Origin of the sequence: Ensifer sp. ENS02, from assembly GCF_014851885.1 — a bacterium.
GTDB lineage: Bacteria > Pseudomonadota > Alphaproteobacteria > Rhizobiales > Rhizobiaceae > Ensifer > Ensifer adhaerens.
Genome location: NZ_JACVAO010000011.1, coordinates 216,180 through 238,848 on the forward strand (window position 1 = coordinate 216,180; position 22,669 = coordinate 238,848).

21 protein-coding genes are annotated in these 22,669 nt (G+C 62.3%); 17 read left to right on the forward strand and 4 right to left on the reverse strand.

The annotated features are described in order from the left end of the window. Positions 1–7: 7 nt before the first annotated feature. From IB262_RS24015 to IB262_RS24045, 7 genes are all read left to right on the forward strand, one after another. Entirely contained in the window at positions 8–358 is a 351-nt protein-coding gene (locus tag IB262_RS24015) for an L-rhamnose mutarotase (protein WP_089045106.1), read from the forward strand. Further along, positions 351–1,430 (forward strand): Gfo/Idh/MocA family oxidoreductase, encoded by a 1,080-nt coding sequence (locus IB262_RS24020; protein ID WP_192493897.1) that lies wholly within the window; start codon positions 351–353, stop codon positions 1,428–1,430. The genes IB262_RS24015 and IB262_RS24020 overlap by 8 nt, the downstream gene beginning before the upstream one ends. Before the next feature lies 1 nt (position 1,431). After that, positions 1,432–1,878: a MaoC/PaaZ C-terminal domain-containing protein gene (locus IB262_RS24025; protein WP_060517920.1), complete on the forward strand. Its 447-nt coding sequence runs from the start codon at positions 1,432–1,434 to the stop codon at positions 1,876–1,878. A 10-nt stretch (positions 1,879–1,888) separates the two neighbouring features. Further along, positions 1,889–2,623: an SDR family oxidoreductase gene (locus IB262_RS24030; RefSeq protein WP_192493898.1), complete on the forward strand. Its 735-nt coding sequence runs from the start codon at positions 1,889–1,891 to the stop codon at positions 2,621–2,623. Between the two features lie 25 nt (positions 2,624–2,648). Beyond that, a complete protein-coding gene (locus IB262_RS24035) occupies positions 2,649–3,494 on the forward strand; it encodes a fumarylacetoacetate hydrolase family protein (protein WP_034796416.1) in 846 nt (281 codons plus the stop codon). A gap of 19 nt (positions 3,495–3,513) precedes the next feature. Next, entirely contained in the window at positions 3,514–4,791 is a 1,278-nt protein-coding gene (locus IB262_RS24040; RefSeq protein ID WP_192493899.1) for an L-fuconate dehydratase, read from the forward strand. A 200-nt stretch (positions 4,792–4,991) separates the two neighbouring features. Further along, the gene (locus tag IB262_RS24045) at positions 4,992–5,240 is read left to right on the forward strand and encodes a WGR domain-containing protein (protein WP_060580826.1); all 249 of its coding nucleotides are present in this window, start codon (positions 4,992–4,994) and stop codon (positions 5,238–5,240) included. A 19-nt stretch (positions 5,241–5,259) separates the two neighbouring features. Here IB262_RS24045 and IB262_RS24050 read toward each other — a convergent pair whose 3' ends face one another. From IB262_RS24050 to IB262_RS24060, 3 genes are all read right to left on the reverse strand, one after another. Continuing rightward, positions 5,260–5,766 (reverse strand): NUDIX hydrolase, encoded by a 507-nt coding sequence (locus tag IB262_RS24050; protein ID WP_060580712.1) that lies wholly within the window; start codon positions 5,764–5,766, stop codon positions 5,260–5,262. 93 nt (positions 5,767–5,859) lie between these two features. Continuing rightward, positions 5,860–7,443, reverse strand: a complete 1,584-nt coding sequence (locus IB262_RS24055; RefSeq protein ID WP_192493900.1) for a Na+/H+ antiporter — start codon at positions 7,441–7,443, stop codon at positions 5,860–5,862. A 641-nt stretch (positions 7,444–8,084) separates the two neighbouring features. Next, on the reverse strand, positions 8,085–9,398 hold the full coding sequence (locus IB262_RS24060) for an MFS transporter (RefSeq protein WP_192493901.1): 1,314 nt from the start codon (positions 9,396–9,398) through the stop codon (positions 8,085–8,087). A 202-nt stretch (positions 9,399–9,600) separates the two neighbouring features. Here IB262_RS24060 and IB262_RS24065 point away from each other — a divergent pair, with 202 nt between their 5' ends. Genes IB262_RS24065 through IB262_RS24085 form a run of 5 tightly spaced genes read left to right on the forward strand, consistent with a single transcriptional unit; the run spans position 9,601 to position 14,770 of the window. Beyond that, positions 9,601–10,440: an inositol monophosphatase gene (locus tag IB262_RS24065; RefSeq protein WP_060603777.1), complete on the forward strand. Its 840-nt coding sequence runs from the start codon at positions 9,601–9,603 to the stop codon at positions 10,438–10,440. A gap of 56 nt (positions 10,441–10,496) precedes the next feature. Beyond that, positions 10,497–11,117 carry a dual specificity protein phosphatase gene (locus IB262_RS24070; protein WP_192493902.1) on the forward strand — a complete coding sequence of 207 codons (621 nt, stop codon included), beginning with the start codon at positions 10,497–10,499 and terminating at the stop codon, positions 11,115–11,117. Then, positions 11,110–12,810 carry a metallophosphoesterase gene (locus IB262_RS24075; RefSeq protein ID WP_192493903.1) on the forward strand — a complete coding sequence of 567 codons (1,701 nt, stop codon included), beginning with the start codon at positions 11,110–11,112 and terminating at the stop codon, positions 12,808–12,810. Before IB262_RS24070 ends, IB262_RS24075 begins: the two co-directional genes overlap by 8 nt. Positions 12,811–12,812: 2 nt before the next feature. After that, complete coding sequence (locus IB262_RS24080) at positions 12,813–13,103, forward strand: MurR/RpiR family transcriptional regulator (protein WP_049810991.1); 291 nt, start codon at positions 12,813–12,815, stop codon at positions 13,101–13,103. A gap of 20 nt (positions 13,104–13,123) precedes the next feature. Beyond that, positions 13,124–14,770 (forward strand): Na/Pi cotransporter family protein, encoded by a 1,647-nt coding sequence (locus tag IB262_RS24085; protein ID WP_113294631.1) that lies wholly within the window; start codon positions 13,124–13,126, stop codon positions 14,768–14,770. A 10-nt stretch (positions 14,771–14,780) separates the two neighbouring features. Here IB262_RS24085 and IB262_RS24090 read toward each other — a convergent pair whose 3' ends face one another. Beyond that, on the reverse strand, positions 14,781–15,770 hold the full coding sequence (locus IB262_RS24090; protein WP_060517897.1) for a LacI family DNA-binding transcriptional regulator: 990 nt from the start codon (positions 15,768–15,770) through the stop codon (positions 14,781–14,783). Between the two features lie 586 nt (positions 15,771–16,356). Here IB262_RS24090 and IB262_RS24095 point away from each other — a divergent pair. The 5 genes from IB262_RS24095 to IB262_RS24115 all read left to right on the forward strand — a co-directional run bounded on the left by IB262_RS24095 (position 16,357) and on the right by IB262_RS24115 (position 22,662). After that, on the forward strand, positions 16,357–18,207 hold the full coding sequence (locus tag IB262_RS24095) for an iron ABC transporter permease (RefSeq protein WP_192493904.1): 1,851 nt from the start codon (positions 16,357–16,359) through the stop codon (positions 18,205–18,207). Beyond that, the gene (locus IB262_RS24100) at positions 18,207–19,340 is read left to right on the forward strand and encodes an ABC transporter ATP-binding protein (RefSeq protein ID WP_192493905.1); all 1,134 of its coding nucleotides are present in this window, start codon (positions 18,207–18,209) and stop codon (positions 19,338–19,340) included. The genes IB262_RS24095 and IB262_RS24100 overlap by 1 nt, the downstream gene beginning before the upstream one ends. A 54-nt stretch (positions 19,341–19,394) precedes the next feature. Continuing rightward, positions 19,395–20,531, forward strand: coding sequence for an ABC transporter substrate-binding protein (locus tag IB262_RS24105; protein WP_113136035.1), 1,137 nt, complete (start codon positions 19,395–19,397; stop codon positions 20,529–20,531). A gap of 41 nt (positions 20,532–20,572) precedes the next feature. After that, positions 20,573–21,700 carry an ABC transporter substrate-binding protein gene (locus tag IB262_RS24110; RefSeq protein ID WP_162733060.1) on the forward strand — a complete coding sequence of 376 codons (1,128 nt, stop codon included), beginning with the start codon at positions 20,573–20,575 and terminating at the stop codon, positions 21,698–21,700. A gap of 68 nt (positions 21,701–21,768) precedes the next feature. Continuing rightward, positions 21,769–22,662, forward strand: a complete 894-nt coding sequence (locus IB262_RS24115; RefSeq protein WP_060580706.1) for an inositol monophosphatase family protein — start codon at positions 21,769–21,771, stop codon at positions 22,660–22,662. Positions 22,663–22,669: the final 7 nt, after the last annotated feature.

Sequence of the window (22,669 nt, forward strand, 5' to 3'; positions counted from 1 at the left end):
GGTCATCATGCAGCGAATGGGAATGGTGATCGGTCTGGAGGCGTCCAAGGTCGCCGAATACAAGGCGTTGCACGCCGCCGTCTGGCCGGAGATCCTCGCGCTGATTTCGCAGTGCAACGTTACCAACTACTCGATCTTCCTCAAGGAGCCGGAAAACCTGCTCTTCGGCTACTGGGAGTATGTCGGCTCTGATTTTGAGGCGGACATGGCCAAGATGGCCGCACATCCGAAGAACCAGGAATGGTGGTCGGTCTGTATGCCCTGCCAGAAGCCGCTTGAGACGCGCCAGGAAGGCGAGTGGTGGGCGATGATGGAAGAGGTCTTCCATCACGACGGCAAGGTCTCCCACAATGGCTGAAAATTTCGATCCGGGCGCGCTCAGGCAGTGGTGGCCGAAACCGGCAAAGCCCCGGCCGATCGTGATCTTCGGCGCCGGCAGCATCGTCGGCGACGCACATCTGCCGGCTTATCGCCAGGCCGGCTTCCCAGTCGCGGGCCTTTATGATCCAGACCGGGAGAAGGCCGCGAAGCTTGCCGGCGCCTGGCGCATTCCCGCCTTCGAACGGGAAGAGGATGCGCTTGCGGTCGCTGATGCAATCTTTGATCTGGCGACCCCGCCGGCGGCCCATGCCGCCATCCTGGCGAAGCTTCCGATCGGCGCCGCTGCCCTCATCCAGAAGCCGATGGGCTCGGACCTTGAAGCCGCGACCGCCATTCTCGAGCTCTGCCGGACGCGCAAACTGAAGGCGGCGGTCAATTTCCAGCTCCGCTTCGCGCCGATCATGCTGGCGCTGAAAGACGCGATCGCGAAGGGATGCCTCGGCGAGGTCGTCGATTTCGACGCCTGGCTTGCACTCTCCACCCCCTGGGGCTTTTGGCCGTTCTTAAAAGGCTTGCCGCGCATCGAGATCGCCATGCACTCGATCCATTATCTGGATCTCGTGCGCGGCCTGCTCGGCAACCCCTTGGGCGTCCATGCGAAGACGATCGGCCATCCGAACCATGAGGTTGCCCAGACACGGACGGCTGCGATCCTCGACTATGGTGATCGAGTGCGCTGCGTGCTCTCGATCAATCACGACCATGATTTCGGCCGTAAGTTCCAGGCCTGCGAGTTCCGCATCTCGGGCACGTCGGGTGCTGCTTATGTGAAACTCGGTGTCAACCTCGACTATCCCAAGGGCGAGCCCGACGAGCTCTGGATCCGGCCAACCGGGGCTGTCGAGTGGGTGTCGGTTCCGCTTGAAGGCGCCTGGTTCCCCGACGCCTTCGCCAACCGAATGGCCAATCTGCAGCGTTTCGCCTCCGGCGAAGACCCGGAGCTGACCGGCTCGGTGGAAGACGCCTGGCAGACAATGGCTCTCGTCGAGGCCGCCTATCAATCGAGTGCGTCGCCGGCCACGGCGATCGCGCCACTTCCGGGACGCTGAGATGTCGGAACAGATCATCCATTTCGAAGACTACCAGTTGGGGCATGAGCGCCTGACGACGGGCCGGACGATCACCGAGACCGATTTCGTCGTCCATGCCGGCCACACCGGCGATTTCTTTCCGCACCACATGGATGCGGAGTTCGCCAAGACCCTGCCGGGGGGCCAGCGCATCGCCCACGGCACCATGATCTTCTCGATCGGCGTCGGCCTTACGGCATCGCTGATCAATCCGGTTGCCTTTTCCTACGGCTATGATCGTCTGCGCTTCGTGCGCCCGGTTCATATCGGCGATACGATCCGTACCCGCGTGACGATCGCCGCCAAAGAGGACGATCCGAAGCGGCCGAAGGCGGGACGCATCGTCGAACGGTTAGAAGTCATCAACCAGCGTGGCGAGGTCGTTCTCGCCGCCGACCATATCCTGGTCGTTGAACGCAAAGCATGAGGGATCGAGAATGACAGCGGATCTTAAAGGCAAGGTCGTCCTGATTACGGCTGCGGCTCAAGGCATCGGCCGCGCTTCGGCTTTGGCCTTTGTGAAGGCCGGCGCAAAGGTGCACGCGACCGATATCAATACCGATGCGCTTGCGGCACTTGTAAAGGAAGCCGACGTCGAAACGCACCGGCTCGACGTTCTCGACACGCAAGCGGTCGAAGCGCTCGTGGCAGAGATCGGCGCCGTCGACGTCCTCTTCAACTGCGCCGGTTTCGTGCATGCCGGTTCGATCCTGGAGATGAAGGATAGCGATCTGGAGTTCGCGCTCGACCTCAACGTCAAGGCGATGATCCGCACCATTCGTGCGGTCCTTCCGGGCATGCTTGTCCGCAAGGACGGCGCGATCATCAACATGGCTTCGGTCGCTTCCAGCATCAAGGGCGTACCCAACCGGTTTGCCTACGGCGTCACCAAGGCCGCCGTCATCGGTCTCACAAAGGCCGTCGCAGCCGATTACGTGTCTGAGGGCGTTCGCTGCAACGCCATTTGCCCGGGCACCGTCGAAAGCCCGTCGCTGCAGGACCGCATGCGCGCCCAGGGAGACTATGAAACTGCGCGTGCCGCCTTTATCGCCCGCCAGCCAATGGGACGTCTCGGCACCCCGGAAGAGATCGCCGACCTTGCCGTCCATCTCGCGGGCGCCACCTATACGACCGGCCAGGCCTATGCCATCGATGGCGGCTGGACCATCTGACAACAGACAAGCAGGAAGCAGAGATATGAAACTTCTTCGTTACGGCCTCCCGGGCCAGGAAAAGCCGGGCATCCTCGATGCGAACGGCACCTTGCGTGATCTTTCCGGCCACGTCGCCGATTTCTCAGGTGCGGCGCTCGACCCGGACAAACTCGCCGAACTCGAGGCACTCGATCTCGCCGGCCTTCCGGCTGTCGACGGCAACCAGCGGCTCGGCCCTTGCGTGGCCGGTACCGGCAAGTTCATCTGCATCGGCCTCAACTACTCCGACCATGCCGCCGAGACGGGCGCCACGGTTCCCTCCGAACCGATCATCTTCATGAAGGCGACGTCGGCGATCGTTGGCCCGAATGACGACCTGATCATTCCGCGCGGCTCGGAGAAGACCGACTGGGAAGTGGAACTCGGCGTCGTCATCGGCCGCAAGGCCAAGTACGTCACCGAGGCGGAAGCACTCGACTATGTCGCCGGCTACTGCACCGTGCACGACGTCTCCGAACGCGCCTTCCAGATCGAGCGCCAGGGACAGTGGACCAAGGGCAAGTCCTGCGACACCTTTGGTCCGACAGGCCCGTGGCTGGTGACCAAGGACGAAGTGGCGGACCCGCAGAACCTGCCGATGTGGCTGAAGGTCAACGGCGAAACCATGCAGAACGGCTCGTCGAAGACCATGGTCTATGGCGTTGCCTACCTCGTCTCCTACCTGTCGCAGTTCATGTCGCTGCAGCCGGGCGACATCATCTCGACCGGCACGCCGCCCGGCGTCGGCATGGGCATGAAGCCGCCGCGTTACCTTAAGGCCGGCGACGTCGTCGAACTCGGCATCGAGGGCCTCGGCAGCCAGAAGCAGTCCGTGCGCGCGGACGATTGATCATAAGACTGGAGTGACCATGACCCGCATCACTGATCTGCGCGTCTTCGACCTGCGCTTTCCGACCTCGCAGAGCCTCGACGGTTCCGACGCGATGAACCCGGACCCGGACTATTCCGCGGCCTATGTCATCCTCGACACCGATCGGGAGGGACTTGCGGGCCATGGTCTCACCTTCACCATCGGCCGCGGCAACGACATTTGCTGCATGGCGATCAAGGCCATGCGGCATCTGATCGTCGGCCAGGAGACATCAGACATTCTCGCCCATCCCGGCCGGTTCTGGCGGCACCTGACCAGCGACAGCCAGCTGCGCTGGATCGGCCCGGAGAAAGGTGCGATGCATCTGGCGACCGGCGCCGTCGTCAACGCCGTCTGGGACCTGCTTGCCAAGGAGGCGGGCAAGCCCGTCTGGCGGCTTGTCGCCGAAATGTCGCCGGAAGAGATCGCCGATATCGTCGACTATCGCTACATGACCGACGTGCTGACGCGTGACGAGGCGGTTGCCATCCTCAGCAGGGCCGAACCCGGCAAGGCTCAGCGCATCGCGACGCTCGAGAAGGAAGGCTATGCCTGCTACACGACATCGGCCGGCTGGCTCGGTTATGACGACGATAAGCTCCGGCGTCTCGCCCAGGAGGCGATCGACGAAGGTTTCAACCATATCAAGATGAAGGTCGGCCGCGACCTTGCCGACGACATCCGGCGACTGACGATCGCGCGCGAGGTGATCGGCCCGGACCGCTATTTGATGATCGACGCCAACCAGGTCTGGGAAGTCGGCGAGGCGATCGACTGGGTCAAGCAGCTCGCTTTTGCCAAGCCCTTCTTCATCGAGGAGCCGACGAGCCCCGACGACGTTGCCGGTCACCGCAAGATCCGCGAGGCGATCGGACCGGTGAAGGTCGCAACCGGCGAGATGTGCCAGAACCGCATCATGTTCAAGCAGTTCATCGCCGAGGGCGCGATTGACATCGTCCAGATCGATAGTTGCCGGATGGGGGGCCTGAACGAGGTTTTGGCGGTGCTGCTTGTTGCGGCGAAGTACAGACTGCCGGTCTGGCCGCATGCCGGTGGCGTCGGCTTGTGCGAATATGTCCAGCATCTGTCGATGATCGACTATCTGGCGGTTTCCGGCACCAAAGATGGTCGCGTCATCGAATATGTCGACCATCTGCACGAACACTTCCTCGATCCCTGCGTGATCGAAAATGCCGCCTATATGCCGCCGCAGCGGCCGGGTTTCTCGATCGAGATGAAACCGCAGTCGATCGCGGACTACACGTTCCGCGGCTAACCAAGGCTTCAACATTTCGAAGGCCGGATCGGTGCACGCCGTTCCGGCTTTTGCTTGTCTGCGGAGCTTTCGCCGGTGCGCCCGTTGACCCTTATCCATTGCGGCAAGGGTCGTGACAGATCACCAAAATGAATCGGTCGCCCGTGATCGATTCAAAACTCTCGTTGGACCTATGCGCGCCGATCGCCGAATCTTCGCGCATGACGATCGTTCAGCCCTACCAGATCTATGTCGAGCGAAGGGACGCGGCCAGAAACATGGCGCGCTACTACTCCATGCAGATCTCCATGTCCCTATTGGGCGAGGCGTGCCTGACGCGGCGCTGGGGACGGATCGGAAGTCACGGCCAGATGATGGTGCACCACTTCGCGCGGGAGGAGGAGGCGGTCAAACTCTTCCTCGACCTAACGCGTAGCAAGCGTCAGCGCGGCTATCGTCCAAGGATGTGATCCGGAAAGGTGCGCGACCTCACCGCGGCTTGAAGTCGACCAGAAGCGATTTGAGCTCGATTTCGCGGACGCGCCGCGCCGCTTCATCGGGGCTGACCCAGGCGACCAAACGCTCGCCTTTCTCCTTGTATTTCTCCGCCAGCTTGGTGACTTCGATCTGGAAGATGTCAACGATACAGGGCACCACGTCGCCGTCATCGAGCATCTTTAAGTAGGTGTAGCTGCCAATCGGCTTCTTGCGAACTTTCCCGCGAACACCGGCCTCCTGCAAGGCTTCGATCGCCGCGGCCTCGTGCGGTTCCTTCTGTTTCATCGGCCAGCCTTTTGGGATGAGCCAGCGGCCGCTGTCGCGCGACGTCACCAGAAGGATCTCGATCGCGCCGTCAGGCACGTAACGATAGCAAAGTGCTGCACATTGCTGGCGAAACGAACCCGAAAACAGTTTCTCGGGCGAGGCAGCCAGCTTCTGCAACAGCGTCTTCGGTTTTGGTGGTTTCGGCGCCTTTGACTTCCTGATCGCTCTCAAGCTCCTCGATACTTGGCGCCAATTTGCGGACATCTAGGACATCCGCCCCTCATGTCAAAGGAGAAAATGGAAAGAAACGTTCGGGCAAGAGGCTCACGCCTTGGCAGATATTGCGCTCAATTCCTCAAGGTCGAGATCGCGCTCCAGTTCGTGCAGCGTTTCATCGTCGATTTCGCCGGCGCGATGAAGCCGGATGAGTTCGCGCCGCCCGGTCGCGACCGCTTCGAGCACGACGTCGAAATGGGCGTGGAGGATCGGCGTGTAATGCTCCGTGCGCGCGGCATAGTCGACGATCGAAACCGCTCGGCGCTGATAGCGGTCCAGCAATTGCGGATGGATGAGATTGCCCGCCGGGTCATAGGCGCGGCTTTGAATGGTGATGAGCTGCGCCTGGGCCATCGCCGCCTCGGCCTGGCTTAGGGTGAGGGGTGCCTTTTCAGACGAAGGCTCGACGAGCCTCGCCCAGGCGATCACCCGCCCGAGCGTCGTTCCCTGGATCAGCACCGTTCCAAGGATCACGGCAAAGGAGGTTACCAGGATGAAGTCCCGGCCGGGGAAGCCTTCGGGCACGCTCAGCGCAAGGGCGAGCGTTACCACGCCGCGAACGCCGGCCCAGGAAAGCACGGTCGCACCGCGCGCGCCGACCGGCGTGTAGCGCTTGAGCCCCAGCCTGTTGCCAAGCCAGATTGCGAAGTCGGAACCGAACACCCAGAGGAAGCGGGCGACAGTGAGCGCGAAGAGCACCATGAGGATCGGCCACCCCAAGGTCGCTGCAACGGTCTCGAACCCGCCGCCGCGCTCGACCACACCGCGAAGCGACAGGCCGATCAGGATGAAAACCGCGGCCTCCATCAGGAAGACGATGACGGTCCAGAAGGCGGAGCCGCGCATACGGGTGGCGGCCGAGAGCACGGTGTGCTGGTGCCAACTGGCGACGAGGCCGGTGGTAACTGTCGCGATCACGCCGGAAACATGCAGGAACTCGCCGAGCAGGTAGGACGTCCAGGACAAAAGGGCCGTCGCGGCGATGATCAGGTACTCATCTCCGAGGCGGCGGGCAAGCAGCACCCACGCCGTACCGATGGCGAGGCCGACAAGGGCACCGCCGATCGCCAGCAGGAAGAAGTTGCCGACTGCCTCGCCGGCGCTAAAAGCCCCGGTGACGCCGGCGGCGATCGCGAAGCGGAACAATACCAGTCCGCTTGCGTCGTTGAGCAGGCTTTCGCCTTCGAGCAGGATCTGCAGCCGTCGCGGCAACTGCACGCGCTGCAGCACGGCCCGTGCCGAGACGGCGTCGGGCGGCGAGACGATCGCCCCGAGTGCGGCGCATGCGGCCCAAGGCAGGGACGGGAAGATGAGGTGCGTCACGACGGCAACAGCGGCCGCGGTAAAAAACACTGCGCCGATCGCAAGCGAGGCGATGCCGATCAAGTGACGGCGCAGGCGGCCGACCGCGATCGTCCAGGCGCCATCGAGGAGCAGCGGCGGCAAGAAGATGACGAGCACCAGCTCCGGGTCGACCGCGATGGCCGGCAGCCCCGGCATGAAGGCGAGCATCGCGCCACCGCTAAGAAGCGCCACCGACGGCGGCAGGCCGAGCCGATGCGCGACGTAGTGCAGCGCGATGATCGCGATAAACATGCCGATCACCAGTTCGAACAGATGTATCGGCTCCACCGGTCTCCCGCCTCCATCGCTCAATGACGCGGCCCATTACAGAACACGTTTTTTCGAAACGCAATTGCGCGTGCAGCAACAGTGGCGTGGAGCCTTGCCGAAGGTGAAGGGTCGCAGAAAAGAAAAAAGGGCCAGCGGAAGACCGCGGCCCATAAAGGTGTGAAGGTCAAAAACCTCCAGAGGGGAACAGCTGCTGCGGCGGACTGGGAGGAGACCCGCCATGTGCATCAGCTGTGTGCTTTATGCCTGATTTTTGACCAGCTGGAAAACATTTATTGTGCAATGCAGCTATGCATAAACGCAAGACGTGCGCCGCGGTCGTCGGCCGGAACTGCCAAACGGTGCCAAAATGAGCGTTCGTCGGGAGGAGGGGGACGTCGCCAAGGACAGCCGCCCCGGCATACAATCGGGACCGGCACACGTGCCGGCCCCGATGAGATAGTTGCTACACTAACGGTCGTGAGCTTGACCGCACAGCCATTTTACGAGCGCTTTTACGATCGAACAGCCGGCAACCCGACTTCCGGCCTTGTCCGCAGCCGGTCCACAGGTTGTTCACAGGGAAAGGAGGCGCTAACGCGTTGAAACGCAGTTCAGTTTTCCAAACTGTGAGCTACTGCCCCTGAAAAGAATGCACCGTATCAGGTCAGCGATACCTTGCGGGTTTCCGCATCAATCAACGCAGCGGCGATCGCCGCCACAAGCAGCAAGCCTGCAAAGGTGCCGATCGCCAGGCCGAAGCCCTTCGCCACCAGCAATCCGATGAGCGAAGGCGCAAGCAGGCCACCGAGCCGAGCCATGCCGCCGGCCGCCCCCATGCCGGTCGCGCGCGAGGCGGTCGGATAGAGTTCCGGCGTATAGGCATAGAGTGCGCCCCATGTGCCGAGCAGTGCAAAGCTCATGATCAGGAGCGCAGCGGCAACGACCGAGGCCGCATCCGCCACGACGAACAACAGGCAACTGAGGGCGGAGAGCAGGCAGAAACCGACCAGCGTCGGGCGCCGTCCCCACTTCTCGACGCCGTAGGCGGCAAGCGCATAGCCCGGGATCTGCGCCAGAGCGATGAGAACGAGGAACCCATAGCCACGCACGAAGCCGAAGCCTTCTCCCGCAAGCCGCGGCGGCATCCAGGTAAAGACGCCATAGTAGGAGACCGAGACGAGGAACCAGACCGAAAGGATCAGAAGGCTGCGGCGACGCAAGTCCTTCGAAAAGATACTGAGATCGGCCGTCGGTACAGGCAGGGCGATCGATACGGTCGGCTCGAGTTGCGGTCGAGCGTTGGCTGCGAGCATTCGATCGACGATCGCCTTGGCCGCCTCCGCCTTGCCCGCGCGCAACAGGTAAAGCGGCGATTCCGGCACGAGGAAGCGTAGTCCGACGCCAATGACTGCCGGAATGGCCGTGACGGCAAAGATGTAGCGCCATCCGTCCGTAAGGCCGGCAAGAGCGATGAGCCATGCCGCCAGTGCCACGATCAGCGTGCCCACGGCCCAGAAGCCTTCAAGCATGACCAGCCATCGCCCGCGGCTGCGCGCCGGCAGGAATTCCGACATCATCGCATAATCGACGGGAAGTGTGCCGCCGACCGCAGCGCCGGTGAGGAAGCGCAGGACAAGCAGGACCACGAAATTCGGAGCGAAGATCGACAGAATGCCGAAGACCGCGTCGCAGGCAACGGTTACGATCAGGACCCGGCGCCGGCCGATCCGATCGGCAAGCCTGCCGAAGCCGACGGCGCCGATCAGCATGCCCAGGAAAAACAGCGTGCCCGTCTGCAACGCTTGGGGAACCGTCAGCCCGAATGTTGCGGCAATGGACGCGGCGGTGAACCCGACGGCGAGCACCTGCATGGCATCGGCCGTCCAAACCAGGCCGAATATGCCCATGAGGCGCCGCTGATAGGGGCCCGTGCCCGCCCGGTCGAGCGCTTCCTGTATCGTGATCGTCGTCATTCGACCCTGCCTTGAGATTCGACATGTGGACACTACGTCGACCGCGCCTGCTTGAATATTGCAGAAATGCCGCAGATGTCCGGCTGAGTGCGGCCGCGACGATCGACCAATCTTCCAGGCACCTGGCACGGACCGGCAATTTCGACTTGCGCAACATGCACACGCGTGCAAATATGCACGCGTGTGCAATGGAGTTTCGCCGATGAACGATCACAAGCCGCGCTATTCGAGCGACCTTTCGGGGCGGGCCCTGTTGTGTCGGGATGTCATTCGCTCTGCCGGCGCTCTGGTGCTCGACGGCTTCAAGGCAAGTGCCGAGCGTGGCTTTTCCCTAAAGGGCCCGCAGGATTTTCTGACGGAAACCGATGCGGCCTCCGAGGCCCATATTCGCGACGCAATTGCCACCCATTTTCCGGCCGATGCGTTCCTGGGCGAGGAGGGCGGCGGGACCGTTGCCGATCGCGTCTGGGTCGTCGATCCCGTCGACGGCACGGCAAACTTCGCGCGCGGAATCCCGCACTTCTGCATCTCCATAACCTATGTCGAACACGGACGCGCAGAGATCGGCGCAATCTACAATCCGGCCCACGACGAACTTTATTTCTGCCGCCGGGGAGAAGGTGCAACGCTCAACGGCAAGGTCATCACGGTCTCGTCGACGGCGACCTTCGATGCCGCGTCGGTCGAAATGGGCTGGTCGCGGCGGGTGCCGGACGAGACCTATCTGGAGACGATGCGGCAGATGCTGGAGAAGGGCGCCAATGTGCGGCGCGGCGCTTCGGGAGCACTTGCGCTCGCTTATGTCGCCGATGGGCGCTCGGACGCCTATGTCGAGCTGCACATGAACTCGTGGGATTGCCTTGCCGGACTGTTGCTCGTTGCCGAGGCGGGCGGCGCCGTGTGTCCCTTCATGGAAATAGGCAGCCTGCTCGACGGCGGGCCGGTGCTCGCATCGACGCCGGCGATTGCCGGCGGCGTAAGTGTGGCTTCAGGCATCCCGGTCCAAAAAAGGGAGCAAGCCGCCAGGCTCCAGCTGGCCTGAAACCGCGGTAGCCTGAACACGCATGCCACCCGTTCGCATACACAAGGGGAAATCCAATGGACGCACCGGTCTACACCCGGCCCGCTATCAGTCTGATCGCCAGAGAACTCGGGCCCCACAGCGCCGATCTCTATATCGGCGGCAGTGACGGCGCGCGTGACCTGGACCTGCTCAAGCGTCACGGGATCTCCATTGTCGTCAATTGCGCGATCAACCTGGACATCAACCTCGTGCGCGAAGAAGAAGTCAGCATCAATGATGACCTTTGTGCAAGCGGCTATGCGGCCGTCCGCTATCACAAGCTCGGCATGATCGACGGTGATGGCAGCCCCGACACGATGATGCTCGGTGCCTACTACATTCTCGACGGTGCGCTACGCCAGACGATGCCGAAGCGCGCAACCTACCCCTTCGCCGATGGCGGCAACATCCTCGTCAATTGCCGCGGCGGACGCAGCCGCTCGGTGTCGCTGGTGGCGCTGTTCCTGCACAAGCAGCAGCCGCATCTGTTTCCCACACTCGACGCGGCCGTCGCCCACATCCGCGAGCATCGCGAACTGCGGCCGGATGAATGGTTCGAGACGCCGAAGCCCATGCTCTATGAGGCAGCGCGCCGCGCTTCGGCCTGGATCGACCTCGTCGAGGCCTCCCGTCTGGAGGTGAAGGCCGATGTCTGATTTGCCTCGGATCGCCATCATCGCCGACGCCCATTTCCATGATCTTGAAGGCGATTTCGAGTTCCCGCGGATAGAGATCGACGGCGAAAAACTGGCCATCAGAAGCTGGACCGACACGCGCGAATCCACCCGCGTCTTCAACGAAAGTGCCAAGGCGCTGGACGAGGCCTTGGCGGAGGTCGCGCGCCGCGGCATCCGTCACGTCGTCCTTTTGGGCGACTACACGGACGACGGGCAAAGACAGACAACGGCGCGCCTGCGCACCATTCTTGATGGGCACGAGAGCACCCATGGCACGCGCTTTTATGCGCTTCCGGGCAACCACGACATCTTCGGGCCCAAGGGGCGACACCACACCAAACAATTTCTTGATCGGAACGACGTGAGGGTCCTCGTCACGAGCGACGTAGGAAAGGCAGCCCCCGGCAGCCACACAACGCCGCGCATGTATTGCGAGGGATATCCGACGGGCCTTGCCCCCGTGGCTACCCATGGGTACTTCCGACGGCCGGACTATCTTCATTGGGAAACCCCGTTCGGGGCGTCTGACCGCGTCGAGGATCGGCTCTACCCGGTCTCGTCTCCGGACGGCCGGAATTGCTACCGGCTGATGGATGCCTCCTATCTGGTCGAGCCCGAGCCGGGTCTCTGGCTGCTGATGATCGACGCCAACGTCTTCGAACCACGCGACGGCCTGTTTGAGGAGGGCGATGAAGCCGCTTTCGTCGACAGCACCGGCGCGGGCTGGAACGCGCTTATCAGGCTGAAACCGTTCATCGTCGACTGGATTGCCGACGTGTCCGCGCGCGCAACGAAACTCGGAAAAACGCTGCTCGCATTCTCGCATTATCCGGTGCTCGATCCCTTCGATGGCGCAACGGGAGCCGAAAGCGTTCTCTTCGGCGAGACCAATATTGCCCGCAGGACACCACAGCAGGCGGTCGCAGATGCACTGATGACCGCCGGCATGACGCTGCATTTTAGCGGGCACCTGCATGTCGAAGGCGTTACGCGCCGCGCGCGCGGCTGCCGCTCGCTGATCAATGTCGCCGTGCCGTCGCTCGTGGCCTTTCCGCCGGCCTTCAAGATCGTCGAACCGTCTCAATCGGCGTCGTCCATCGAATTCGTCGAATTGTCCGCGATGGCCGTCGATCCACGCGTGCTGCGCGCCTATCGTCGCGAAGCGGTGCGAGCCGGCGAATATCCGGACCCAGCCTTTGCCGCAGCGGATTACGGTTCCTTCCTGAAGGCACACAAGCGTGCCCTGGTCCAGCATCGCTATTTTCCGAAGGAATGGCCCGGAGATGTCGTCAACGAAATATCCGGGCGTTCGATCGCTGCGGTCTGCAAGTTGATGCCCGACGCCGGCGCCATGACGAGCGCTTCCGGGCAAGGAGCGATCGCCATCTCTGAGGACGCCGCCAGCCTCGATATGATCGAGGTGATCGCCGATTGGTATTGCCTGCGCCAGGCCGGCGTCCTTGCGCTTGACAAGATACCTGAGCGGCGCCGCGCGCTTTATCGCCTGCTCGCCAAACACTTCGGCCGTCCGCCCGGGACCGGCTGGGACGGATCGACATCAGGCTTCCTGGCGATCTTCTTCGGGGCCTTCGACGCCTTCCTCGATCGTGCCGAAGCGGGAAGCCTGCACATCCGCCTCGAGAGCACCTCCGACACGGAAGAGGCTGCCTGACCATGGACCAGTTGCTCTCCACGGCCTCTTCCTCCGCGCCGCCGGCGACTTTCATCGAGTTGCGGGAATCTTGCCGTCTGGGCCGACGTCATCTGAAGGGTGGGCGCCTGGAAGTGGCCAAGTTCGTGCTTGCCCATCCGTACGACGTCGCCTTTGCGAGCGCACGGGAAGTGGCCGTGCGCAGCGGTGTCTCGACGACGACAGTCATGCGGCTCGTCAGCGACCTCGGCTTTGAGACCTATGCATCCTTTCAGCAACTCTTTCGAGCGGAGTTGCTGCGCGGCCGGCAATAAACAGCATTGGGGAGGGGGCCATGAGCACTGCGATCGTCAGCATCAACCTCTTCGGCGCGGTGGCGCTCCTCCTGTTCGGCCTTGGTCAGGTTCGCGACGGCATGCAACGCGCTTTTGGTGCCCGTCTGAAAGCCGGACTGGCGGCCGGTACGCGTGACGGTCTTCGTTCGTTTTTCGGTGGCCTCGTCGCAACCATCGCCCTTCAGAGCTCCACCGCCACCGCTCTCATGGTCGCGTCCTTCGTCGAGCGTGATCTCATCGTGCCGCGCATGGCGCAGATCGTGCTGCTCGGCGCCAACGTCGGCACGGCGATGACGGCCTGGATCGTGGCTTTGGGGCTCGGCTGGCTCTCACCGCTCTTGCTGCTTTGCGGTTTCGTTGTCGGGCGCGGCAGCTCGAGCACGCGCAAGGGATCAGGCGCAGCGCTCGTCGGCATCGGGCTGATGTTGCTGTCGCTGCATCTGATTGGCGGTGCGACCGAACCGCTGCGGACCTCTGCCGCCCTTTCGGCTTTCTTCGGGATGCTCGACAATGCCTGGCCGGTGGCGCTCGTCATCTCGGCAGGACTCGCAGCGCTCGCGTCATCGAGCCTGGCAGTCGTTGTGCTGATCCTGTCTCTTGCAACATCCGCCAGCCTTTCGACCGGCCCGCTCATCGCCCTCGTTCTGGGAGCCAATCTCGGCGGTGCTGTGCCCCCGGTTCTAGCCACATTCAAGGCTGCGGCGAGCGCCAGGCGGGTTGCCCTTGGCAACCTGATCGTGCGTGCCGTCGGCTGCCTGGCCGCTCTGGCGCTCGCCGGGTACATCGCCCCGCATATCGACTGGCCGCCTGTCTCACGCGGCAATCTGCCGGTTGATGTGCATCTCGCCTTCAATCTCGCACTGGCGCTTCTGGCGGCTCCCCTCGCTCGGCCTCTATCCCGCCTGACCATGCGCCTGTTGCCGGACGAGCCAACGGCGACGGACGGCCCGCTTTTCCTTGAACAGAACGATCTCGGCACGCCGGTCGCAGCGCTTGCCGGCGCAAGTCGGGAAGTGCTCGGCGTCGGCGACCTGGTCGAGCGCATGCTGGTCGAAGCAAACGATGCCCTGCAGCAGACGGACCCTTCCAGGCTTGCTGCGATCAGCACGCTTGAAGGGCGCGTGGATCGCGTGCAACACGAGATCAAGGTTTACGTCTCGCGCGTCGGCCAGTGCGAAATCGCCGAGGAACAGCGCCGCCACGCCATGGATATCGTCGACTATGCCATCAACCTCGAGCATATCGGCGACATCATCGAGAAGGGGCTCCTTGCCGAACTTGCAAAGAAGATCGCCCGCGGCCTGGCTTTCTCCTCCGATGGCCACGAGGAACTGTCGCGTCTCTTCGCCATCACGATCGACAATCTGCGCATGGCCCAGGCCGTGTTTGCCACGCGTGACAACGCGATGGCGCGGCGCCTGGTAGAAGCCAAGGAAGATGTCCGCAGGCTGGAGCGGCAGTCGGCTGAGCGGCATCTGCAGCGCCTGCGCGATGGTCGCGCCGAAAGCATCGAAACCAGCTCGCTCCATCTCGACATGCTGCGCGATCTCAAACGCATCAATGCACACATCGCAACTGTCGCGCACCCCATCCTTGATCAGAGCGGGTTGTTGATCGACAGCCGTATCCGGCCGGCGGCCACTTGAGCATTCCGGTCTAGCGTCGGGCGGTCTTGCGCTCGACCATCGTGACGGGAACGACCTGAAGTCGCGTTTCCATCTCGTCGGCTTCCAGCGCTTCGAGAACATGCTCCGTCAGAGCGGAGAAGGACTGCGCAACGGTGGTGAGTTCGTAGCTCTTCCACCCTGCCTGCGGAATATCGTCGAAGCCGACGACGGAAAGATCGGCCGGCACGCGGCGGTGCATTTCGGTGCGGGCAGCGTCGAGAAAGCCGAGAGCCAAGAGATCGGTAACGCAAAACGCGCCGTCGATCGCCTCGTCGACGAGCACCTCGCAGCCAGCCTGGTAACCGCTTTCATAACTCGTGGTACCGCCCGACCAGGCGACCACCTCGACCCCGGCGGTCGCCATTTTCTTTTTGAACGCAGTGGTGCGGCGCACCTGAGCAGGGGTTTGGCTGCCACTCGAGATCACCGCAACCTTCTTGCAGCGCGCCTCGATCAGGCGCAGTGCTGCAAGGTCCGCACCGCGGGAATCGTCGCTCAGCACCATGCTGGTATCGGTGCGATCGATTTTCTGGTTGATCAGGATCAGGCGCACGCCGTTGGCAATGCACTGGTCGACGATCGATTCCGGCGGCTCTCCGGAAAGAACGATGATCGCTTGCGCCCGGAACTCGAACAGTAGCTCGATCAGCGGCGCGATATCCTTTCGCGCATCCGCGGCATTGAGCAACAGGCATTGCAGACCGCGACGCAACAGGCCGATGCTCAAGAGATCGAGCTGTTTTGCATGGAAGGGTGCGCTGAGATTGGCACCGACGACCCCGATGAGATTGGAGCGGTCGTTGTTCAGTCCTTGCGCCAGCCGGTTGACCCGGTAACCGAGCTCCCGGGCGGCTTTGAGAACCTTGCGCCGCACAGCCTGGGATACGCTGGCTCCGGGCGTAAAGGTTCGCGAGACCGCCGAGCGTGAGACGCCCGCGCGTTTTGCAACCTCTTCGGCCGTCACAAAGCCCCTCGCCATGCCTTTCTCCTGCAGAATCAGATGCTTTTCATCAGGGCCACAAAAGCAGGCCCATTCCAACGAAAAAGTTCGAGCCTACCCGCTCGGTGAACCAGCCAATGATGCCGGTGAACGGTCACCATCGCTCCATCTATATCGGCTGTTTCTCCCCGCTGAAGTCATTCGCCCAACCTCAATGATCACGTGTTCCAAAAACAATACAACAGTGTCACAAAAGAGTCATCAAAAACAATAGCTTATATCATTGCGCACGTGTGCATTTTTTTGTTGACAACGGCGCCTCGCCATTGGATCATACGTTCCATAGACAGAGCTGGATTGGAATTTTTGTTCTGTCTATGTTCGTGGTGATGGCGGCGCGGTTGAGGAGCTTGCGCCGACATCTGGCAAGCGCTTGCGCCTGCCCTGCGAACGGGGAGGATTGAGTAACCGACAGCCGCGCCTTTTGCGTCATTGAGCGGCTTCTTGCGTAGGTCAGCGCCACGCCCTGGCGACTGATTTCTATTCCCCGTTGGCACTTTGAAAGTTCCGCCCGGCATCGATCGCCGGGGCAGGCAGCGCATGTTGAGTTCCAAGGGGGCAGAGCATGGCCTTATTGAGTGAGACAGCCAAAGCGGCAACATTGCCCGGCAGCGCAATGGCGCCGACGGCATGGCAGCGCTGGCGCTATCGGATGAAGGTCGCGTCGCGGGAGCCGACGACGCTGATCGGCGTCCTGACGGCACTTCTCTTTACCTATCTCATCGTCGTGCCGATCATCTCGATCGTGCTCGATGCCGTGCGCGTCCAATTCGGCCACGAGCGGCGGCTCGGCAAGGACTTTGGTGAGCTTACGCTCTACTACCTTGATCGAGCCTTCCTGTCGCCGGTCTCGGTCGATCTTTTCTGGCGGCCGCTCTTCAACACGCTATCGGTTGCGCTCGGAGCGATCAGCCTGTCTTTGTTGATCGGTACAGTGCTCGCCTGGTTGATCAGCCGGACAGACATGTTCGGACGGCGCTGGTTCGCAACAGCGCTGATCGTGCCCTACATGCTGCCGGCCTGGACCTTTGCGCTTGCCTGGACAACGCTCTTCAAGAACCGCACCGTCGGCGGCCAGCCGGGCTGGTTCGAGGCCATGGGGCTAACGCCGCCCGACTGGGTCGCCTATGGGCGCTTCCCGATCATCGTGATCCTGGCGCTACATTATACGCCTTTCGTCATCCTGCTGTTTGGCTCTGCCCTTCGTCGCTTTGATTCCCAGCTCGAAGATTCCGCCCGTATCCTTGGAGCCAAGCGCTACCAGGTGGCGATGCAGATCATCCTGCCGCTGATGCGTCCCGCACTTTTGTCCTCGATGGTGCTGATCTTCGCCAAGTGCCTCGGCGAGTTTGGCGTGCCCTATGTGCTCGGCCTGCCGGTCAAGTTCGAAGTGCTTTCCACCTCGCTCTTTCGCAGCATCGCGTCGCGCCAGACCGGCGTTGCCGGTGTCGTCGCGGCCTCGATCATGCTGATCGGCATCGTCACCCTGATGATCGATGCGCGTCTTGTTCGTGAAGCCCGGCGCTTCGTTACTGTTGGCTCGAAGGGTTCGATGAACCGCCAGAGCCGGCTCGGCAAGTACCGCCTGCCGGCGACCGGTTTTGCCGCACTTATCTTTCTCTTGAGCGTCGGACTGCCGCTTCTGACCCTGTTCCTCTCCACCATCATGAAGCTGCCGGCGCAGTTCACGCTCGACAATTTCACGCTCGACTACTGGATCGGGAGTGATCTCCACACGGTGGCACTGCAGACCGGGGTCCTCTTAAGCCCCGATCTATGGGCGGCTGCAAAAAACACGCTCGTCATCGTCGGTCTTGCGTCCTTGACCTCGGGCATTCTCGGACTTCTTGTCGGCTATGTGGTCATCCGCACGCCGGTGAAGGTCCTGTCGGTCTATCTGCGGCAGGTCACCTTCTTGCCCTATCTGGTGCCGGGTATCGCCTTTGCCGCCGCCTATCTGTCGCTCTTCGCCGTGCCACGCGGACCGATGCCGGCCCTCTATGGTACCGTCACCATCCTGGTCCTGGCGCTGATCGCCGACCAGATGCCTTACGCCTCGCGCGCCGGTATCTCGGCCATGACCCAGCTTGGCAAGGATCCGGAAGAGGCGGCCCAGATTTCCGGCGCCGGCTGGTTCCGGCGGATGATGTTGATCGTCATTCCGATCCAGAAGGGCTCGCTGGTAACAGGCGTGCTGCTGCCCTTCATCTCGGGCATCAAGGGCCTGAGCCTCTTCGTCATCCTCGCCGTGCCGAGCACCGATGTTCTGACCACCTATTCGCTCCGGCTCGTCGACTACCACTACACGCAAGCCGCCAATGCCGTCGTGCTGATCATCGCGGCGATCGCCTATCTCGGAACCCTGGCAGCCCAGAAGCTGACCAAGACCAATCTCGCAGAAGGACTCGGAAGCTGATGCCCACCATCAATCTCAGCGGCGCCCAGAAGAACTACGGCGTCAATTCCGCCAATGCCGTCTCGAACCTCGATCTCGAAATCCGCGACGGCGAGTTCATGTGCCTTCTTGGACCCTCTGGCTGCGGCAAGACCACGACGCTGCGCATGATCGCCGGCCTCGAAAACCTCTCGGACGGCGAGATCCGCATCGGAGAGCGGGTGGTCGACTCGGTCAGGGCAGGCGTGTTCATCCCGCCGGAAAAGCGTGAGATGGGGCTGGTATTCCAGAGTTACGCGCTCTGGCCGCACCTGACAATCGAACGCAACACCGACTTCGGTCTGAGGCTGCGCAAACTGCCGAGGGAAGAGCGTGAAATGCGCGTCGAGAAAGTGATGCAGGCGCTCGACATCGCCAAGTACCGCGACCGCTACCCGTCGCAGCTCTCGGGCGGCCAGCAGCAGCGCGTGGCGCTCGCTCGCATGCTGGCGGTCAATCCGGGCGTTCTGTTGCTCGACGAGCCGCTGTCGAACCTCGACGCCCGGCTCCGGCTCGAGATGCGCGCCGAGCTCAAACGCATCCACAAGGAGTTCAAGACGACCATCGTCTTCGTCACCCACGACCAGTGGGAGGCAATGACGCTGGCAACGACGATCGCCGTCATGAACGAGGGCACGCTGCAGCAGATGGGCACGCCCAACGATATCTATGATCGCCCGGCCAATCGCTTCGTCGCGGAATTCGTCGGTAGCCCGCCGATCAACATCCTGAACTTCGGATCGGCCGCCGCCTCTGAGCTGTCGCGCGCAGCCGAGGCCTATCTTGGCACGCGCCACCCGTCGTTGCGCGGCATTGGCTCGATCGGCATCCGACCGGAAGCGATCGGCTATTCGGTCAAAACCAACGATGTGCCGGCCGGCAGCTTCTCCGGCGAAATGACGGTGACAGGCGTCCTGCCGACCGGCGGCAGCTGGATCCTGGAGCTCAGGAACGGCAGCGACACGCTGTTCTTGACGACCAATGCCCTGCCGCGCGTCGAGACCGGAACGTGGGTTTCGTTCTTTGCGCCGCCTGAGGCACTGCACGTCTTTAACAAGGACGGCCAGCGGATCGCCGAAGCGGACGCGCTGCTGCGCAAGTCCACGCTGAACTAAGGCGCTTCAGTGCCGAACGACAAATCGAAACATAATCTGAGGGAGGAACAGACGATGCAATTTCTAAGGACTGAAAGGACGCACCGTGCAATCAGGCGCGCGCTGCTGGCAACGACCATCGTCGCCTTCGCCGGACCGGCGCTGGCACAAGAGCCGTTCGACCTGAACGCGCTGATCGAGGCCGCGCGCAAGGAACCGCCGATTACGGTTTATGACAGCACCGGCAAAATCGTCGAAATGGCCAAGGCCTTTGCCGAGAAATATGGCGTCGGCGCCGAGGGCTCCAAGGTCAAGGCGACGGCCCAGCTTGAGATGATCATTCGCGAGGCCCGTGCCAACAACATCCAGGGCGATGTCTCGATCATCAGCGACGCACCGGCCGCGATGGCGCAACTCATCCCGCAGGGCTTTGCCGAAAGCTGGCTGCCGCCGGATCTCGCAGCCAACATCCCCACTGAGTATCAGGACCCGCTGACCGTCGTTACCAGCGCCAATGTCTGGGCCTACAACACCGAGCTCTTCGACAAGTGCCCGGTCAGCAACATCTGGCAGCTGACGGGACCTGAGTGGAAAGGCAAGGTCGCCATGCAGGATCCGCTCGGCAAGCCATCCTATGTCGACTGGTTCAACCAGATGGCCAAGCACGGCGACGACAAAGTGGCGGCCGCCTATAAAGAGCTTTACGGGAAGGATCTCGAAACCGACGACGGCAGTGCGACGGCCGCCTGGGTCAAGGCGCTCGCTGCCAACGCTCCCTTGCTGACGGACGCCGATGCGGCCGCTGCTGATGCCGTCGGCGCGCCGGGTCAGTCGCAACCCTTCATGGGGCTGATGAGCTCGGCGAAGTTTCGCGACAATGCCGAAAAGGGCATGAAGCTCGGCCTTTGCAAGGACCTGAAACCCTGGCTCGGCTGGATGTATCCGGGCGTCGGGCTGATCACCAAGGGCACCAACAGCCCGAACGCCTCAAAGCTCTTCATCCACTACGTGATGACCGCCGAAGGCATCGCGCCGCAGGCAGAAGACGGAAAAATGTCGACCAACAAGGAGGTTTCGCTGCCCGCAGACGAGCCGTCGGGCATCGGCGCCGTTCTTGATCAGGTCATGCCCTACCAGATGGCAACGAGCCTCGACGACTGGGACGCGCGCGAGACCTGGCAGGACCTGTGGCGGCTCAGCTACCAGAAGTAATCGCCTGAACATGTGAAACGGTCTCCTTGGGAGGGGAAACCATGAGCAAAGGTAAGAACAGGGTTATGATCATGGGGGCGGCATTTGCCGCCCTTGCGGCCGCATTGGCCGTCGAGGCAAACGCCGAGGAGGCGTTTGATCTCAATGCGCTGGTGGAGGCGGCGAAGAAAGAAAAGCCGATCAATGTCTATGACAGCACCGGCAAGATCGTCGAGATGGCCGAGGCCTTCACCGCCAAATACGGGGTGAAGGCGACCGGCGTCAAAGTCTCGGCCAACAGCCAGCTGGAGATGATCATCCGCGAAGCCCAGGCCGGCAACGTCCAGGGCGATGTCGCCCTGATCACCGACGCGCCGGCAGCGCTCGCCCAGCTTCTGCCGCAGGGCTTCGTCGAAAGCTATCTGCCCGGCGACATGAAGGAGAAGATACCGGCGGCCTTCCAGAACCCGCTGGCGATTTCGACCAATGCCAATGTCTGGGCCTATAACACCGAGGCCTATGACAAATGCCCGGTCGGCAATATCTGGGAGCTGACCGAGGCAAAATGGAAAGGCAAGATCGCGCTGGTCGATCCCCTGACCAAGAGCACCTATACCGACTGGTTCAACCAGTTGGAAAAGCATGCCGACAACGCCGTGAAGGAGGCCTACAAGGTCCACTTCGGCAAGGATCTCGAAACCGCTGAAAAAAGTGCAGCGGCCGCCTGGATCAAGGCCCTGGCAAAAAACGGCCCGCTGGTAACGGACGGCGACGATCCGGTTGCCGAAGCCGTCGGCGCCGCCGGCCAGAAGGAGCCCTTTTTCGGGCTCCTGAGCTCCGCCAAGTTCCGTGATAACGAAGGCAAAGGCTACAAACTCGGGCTCTGCACGGAGCTGACCCCCTGGGTCGGCTGGACCTACACCAAGCTCGGCCTGATCGCCTCGAAATCCGCGAGCCCGAATGCCGCGAAGCTCTTCATCCACTACGTGCTGACGGAAGAGGGCATCGCGCCCCAGATGAAGGACGGCAAGCTGCCGACCAATGTCGACATCAAGATGCCTCAAGACGAACCGTCGGGGATCATGGAGGTAGCGGACCGCCTCTTTCCCTATGACGCGGCCACTGGGCTTGACGATTTCGACCGGCGCGAGGAGTGGCAGGATTTCTGGCGCATGAACTACAGCAAGTAAAATCCCGGCCGGCGCGGCCTCACGAGGACAGGTCGCGCCGGCCGTTCCAGGATGAACAGGAAGAGAGCATGACCGACGCCAATCCCGCCACGAGCCGTAGCCAATCCGATAGAGACGCCAAGCGCGACTACTCGCGGCGACTGATGACGATCGCCGAAGGTGCGGCCCGCTCGGCCGCCGGCCCCTTGCTCGCTGCGTTTCGCTCGGAAATGGTCGTCGACTACAAGCGCGATCTCCACGACGTCGTGACGGTCTACGACAGGCAAGCCGAGGCATCCATCCGCGACTACATCTTCGCGCACGAGCCGAATTCGGCGATGCTTGGCGAAGAGGGCGGGCAGGTCGGTGAGGGCGACATCCAATGGTATGTCGATCCGATCGACGGGACCGCGAACTTCGCACGAGGACTTGCCTTCTGGTGCATATCGATTGCGGCGGTTGAAGGCGGATCGGTTGTGGCCGGGGTCGTCTATGACCCGGTGGCCGATCTCCTGTTTTCGAGCGACGTCGAGCGTGCCTATCTCAATGGAAAGGTCATTGCCTCCAAAGCCATCGGTGACGAAAGCCGGGCAACGCTGATCACCGGCTACCCGGTCTCGCGCGACTTTCGCCTGGATGGCCGCAACGAGGCACTTGCCCGCCTCGGTGATCTGGTCGAAACCTTCTCGACCGTGCGTCGCCCTGGAAGTGCAGCTTTGAGCATCGCCCATGTGGCGGCGGGTTTTGTCGATGCGGCCGCGGGCTTTGGCGTCAACGCCTGGGATGTGGCCGCAGCGACGCTGATCCTGAAGAACGCAGGCGGCCGTTATGCGCCGTTGTCGCTTGGCAAAGTGCCGGAAGGATCCGTCGACTACCTTTGCCCGGGGTATCTCGCCTATGGCCGCGGTGGCGACTATCCAACCCTGAACCGTGTCGCCGCCGCAATCTCTGCCGGGCGCAGCGCGAAGGCGCCGTCGCCATGAAAGCCCA